Origin of the sequence: Vibrio sp. 10N.222.52.B12 (assembly GCF_002875385.1) — a bacterium.
GTDB classification, from domain to species: domain Bacteria; phylum Pseudomonadota; class Gammaproteobacteria; order Enterobacterales; family Vibrionaceae; genus Vibrio; species Vibrio jasicida.
Window position 1 is genome coordinate 1 of the sequence record NZ_MDAW01000056.1, and the last position, 3,371, is coordinate 3,371.

General features: G+C 42.2%; 3 protein-coding genes. All 3 read left to right on the plus strand.

The genetic code is table 11. The features are described from left to right. Nucleotides 1–105 precede the first annotated feature (105 nt). Nucleotides 106–876, plus strand: coding sequence for a sulfite exporter TauE/SafE family protein (locus BCT11_RS03530; RefSeq protein WP_042601388.1), 771 nt, complete (start codon nucleotides 106–108; stop codon nucleotides 874–876). A 559-nt stretch (nucleotides 877–1,435) separates the two neighbouring features. After that, complete coding sequence (gene tnaA, locus BCT11_RS03535; RefSeq protein ID WP_038867543.1) at nucleotides 1,436–2,851, plus strand: tryptophanase; 1,416 nt, start codon at nucleotides 1,436–1,438, stop codon at nucleotides 2,849–2,851. A 94-nt stretch (nucleotides 2,852–2,945) separates the two neighbouring features. Beyond that, nucleotides 2,946–3,371 (plus strand): aromatic amino acid transport family protein (locus tag BCT11_RS03540; protein WP_277869645.1); only part of this gene is annotated, 426 nt, incomplete at its 3' end.

Consider the following 3,371-nt stretch of genomic DNA (forward strand, 5'->3'; position numbering starts at 1 on the left):
ACCCATATCAGGACGGGTCAACTAATCGCTACTTTATTTCTTTGGGTGAGTTGCGTAGTGTTAACCGTTCAGAAAAAAAAATCATAAAAACAAAAAGGACCTTTTATGCTGCTGGAATTTGCTCTCTTGTTTGCTGCAGGCGTCGTGGGTGGGATCATGAACTCCGTCGCCGGTGGTGGCAGCTTCATAACCTTTCCTGCCTTGATGGCGGTTGGCGTGCCTCCCATTATGGCGAACGCGACGAATACCTATGCTTCTTGCGCAGGCTACATCAGTGGTGCAATCGGTTTTCGCGAAGAAATCATGAAGAACAAGCAAGAACTGGCTTTCACTATCTCTTTCAGTTTGATTGGTGGCGCTGTCGGCGCTTACCTTTTGCTGAACACGCCAGAATCTGTTTTTCTTGAAGCGATTCCATGGCTATTGTTATTCGCAACCGTACTTTTTTTAACTGGCTCACGCATGACTGCGTTGATTAAATCTCTGACCAAGGAGACCAAACACGCCGGCATTTTAGGCGTAATTGCTTTGAGCCTGCTTTTAGTTGGAGTTTCGGCCTACGGTGGTTTCTTTAACGCGGGATTAGGCGTGATCGTGTTGAGTTATTTAGTGGTTGCAGGACACCAAGACATCAACTTAATGAACGGGCTTAAGCTGCTCGTTTCGACCTGTGTTTCTCTGATTGCTATCGTGATTTTTGTTGCTAACGGTTCAATCGATTGGACCAAAGGCAGCGTTGTGATGGTTGGCACATTAGTGGGCGGCTACTTGGCAGCACGTGTGTCTCGCCAGTTGAATCCCAGCCACGTAAAAGGCTTTGTTGCCCTTTCTTCTATCGCCATCACTATCTACTTTTTTATCGATGTATATATGTAAAAAGAACATGGCTATTGCTAACATTTTAATACGCAATCAATTGCTATTTCTTTAGAAAACATTAGAAACAAGTTAATTATGTAAACCTTAATTACTCATTAAATTAAAGTTGTTCATACTAAAAAACACCAACTAAAGCATTATAAGTTAAAAAATCTGGATAGAAACTCCTTGCATAATCACGGATTTATTATGTGAACGTATATAACATTTTCCCAGTATATACATTAACAACCTCACAATTATTGCACGTTTACATTTTTAATTTATATTAGTTATGTAAGCATAATAATGTATCTAACTACTATAACTCACAGAATTAAATATGAAGTATATTCAGATCCAAGAAAAGTTATGGTCAAGCTCAATAGCTTGGTACACCAACGACTTTAAACTATCTGTCCTACCTCTTTTTTCTATTCTCTAGTCTCATCTTACTAACCATCGGTAAGAAGGTTGGTCGATCCTTATTACGTTTATTTTCTTAGCACTTCCTTTATTAAATATAAAAATATTAAAGGCTAGCTTCGCACGTCTATATAAAATAAGAGACTTAATTATGGAAAACTTTAAACATTTGCCAGAACCATTCCGCATTCGCGTCGTAGAACCAGTAAAAACCACCACACGTGAATACCGAGAACAAGCCATTCAAAAAGCAGGCATGAACCCATTCCTGCTCGATAGTGAAGATGTGTTTATCGACCTACTCACCGACAGTGGTACTGGTGCTATTACCCAACAAATGCAAGCTGCAATGTTGATGGGTGATGAGGCGTATAGCGGAAGTCGTAGTTACTATGCCCTAGCCAACGCGGTTAAAGACATTTTCGGCTATGAGCTGACCATCCCGACCCACCAGGGCCGCGGTGCAGAGCAGATTTACATCCCAATACTCATCAAAAAGCGTGAGCAGGAAAAAGGCTTAGATCGCTCAAAAATGGTGGCCCTATCCAATTACTTCTTCGATACAACGCAAGGCCATACGCAAGTGAATTGCTGCGTTGCCAAAAACGTTTATACCGAAGAGGCGTTCGATACGTCCGTCACTGCTGACTTCAAAGGTAACTTTGATCTAGAGAAATTAGAACACGCAATATTAGAGGCGGGAGCAGAAAACGTCCCTTACATTGTCAGCACTATCACATGTAACTCAGCCGGTGGTCAGCCTGTTTCTATTGCCAACCTAAAAGCCGTTTATGAGATAGCTCAACGCTACGACATCCCTGTCATCATGGATTCTGCACGTTACGCCGAGAACGCGTACTTTGTACAACAGCGTGAGCCTGAATATAAAGACTGGACCATCGCAGAGATCACCAAAGAGACTTACAAATACGCTGATGCCCTTGCGATGTCTGCGAAAAAAGATGCAATGGTACAAATGGGAGGTCTGTTGTGTTTCAAAGATGACTCAATGATGGATGTGTATACCGAGAGCCGAACTTTGTGTGTCGTGCAAGAAGGATTTCCTACTTACGGCGGCTTAGAAGGCGGTGCCATGGAACGCCTTGCTGTGGGATTGTATGATGGCATGCGCACTGAGTGGTTGGAATACCGCATTGGACAAGTCCAATACTTGGTGGATGGCTTAGAAGCCATTGGCGTAGTCTGCCAACAAGCGGGCGGCCATGCAGCATTTGTTGACGCCGGAAAATTACTCCCACACATTCCTTCAGAGCAGTTCCCCGCTCATGCGCTCGCCTGCGAACTGTATAAAGTAGCGGGCATCCGTGCGGTTGAAATCGGTTCTTTGTTGCTTGGCAGAGATCCCGCTACCGGCATACAACATCCGTGTCCCGCAGAACTGTTACGTCTTACCATTCCTCGCGCTACTTACACGCAAACCCATATGGACTTTGTCATAGAAGCTTTCCAAAAAGTGAAAGAGAACGCTCAAAACGTAAAAGGCTTGAATTTCACTTATGAACCAAAAGTACTACGTCACTTTACTGCTCGCTTAAAAGAGGTCTAAAAGACACTCGCGCATCGATAATTAGATGCGCGAGATTCCTTTCTTACACGTTATTTGGTTTGAGTTTATTCATTTCATTTACAGGAATATAAACATGGAAAAGAAACCGTCCTTATTTGGCGGCGCTTGTATAATTGCAAGTGTTTGCGTAGGTGCAGGAATGCTCGGATTACCAAGTGCTGGAGCCGGCGCTTGGACAACCTGGAGTATTATTGCCATTTTAGTAACCATGATCATGATGACAATATCAGGATGGATGCTTTTAGAATCTTTTAAGCGATATGATTTAAAAGTATCTTTTAATACTGTCACGCAAGACGTTCTTGGCAATAGAGTAAATATTTTAAATAATATCGCAGTTTATTTTGTTGGAGGCATATTACTTTATGCTTATATCACATCATCAGGTCTGATCATTGAAGGTATCCTTGGTATTAACAGTAAAGTTTCCTCTGTTTTATTTGTCGCTATATTTTCTTTATTTGTTTGGCATTCAACACGGCTTTGTTGCGTAAATCGG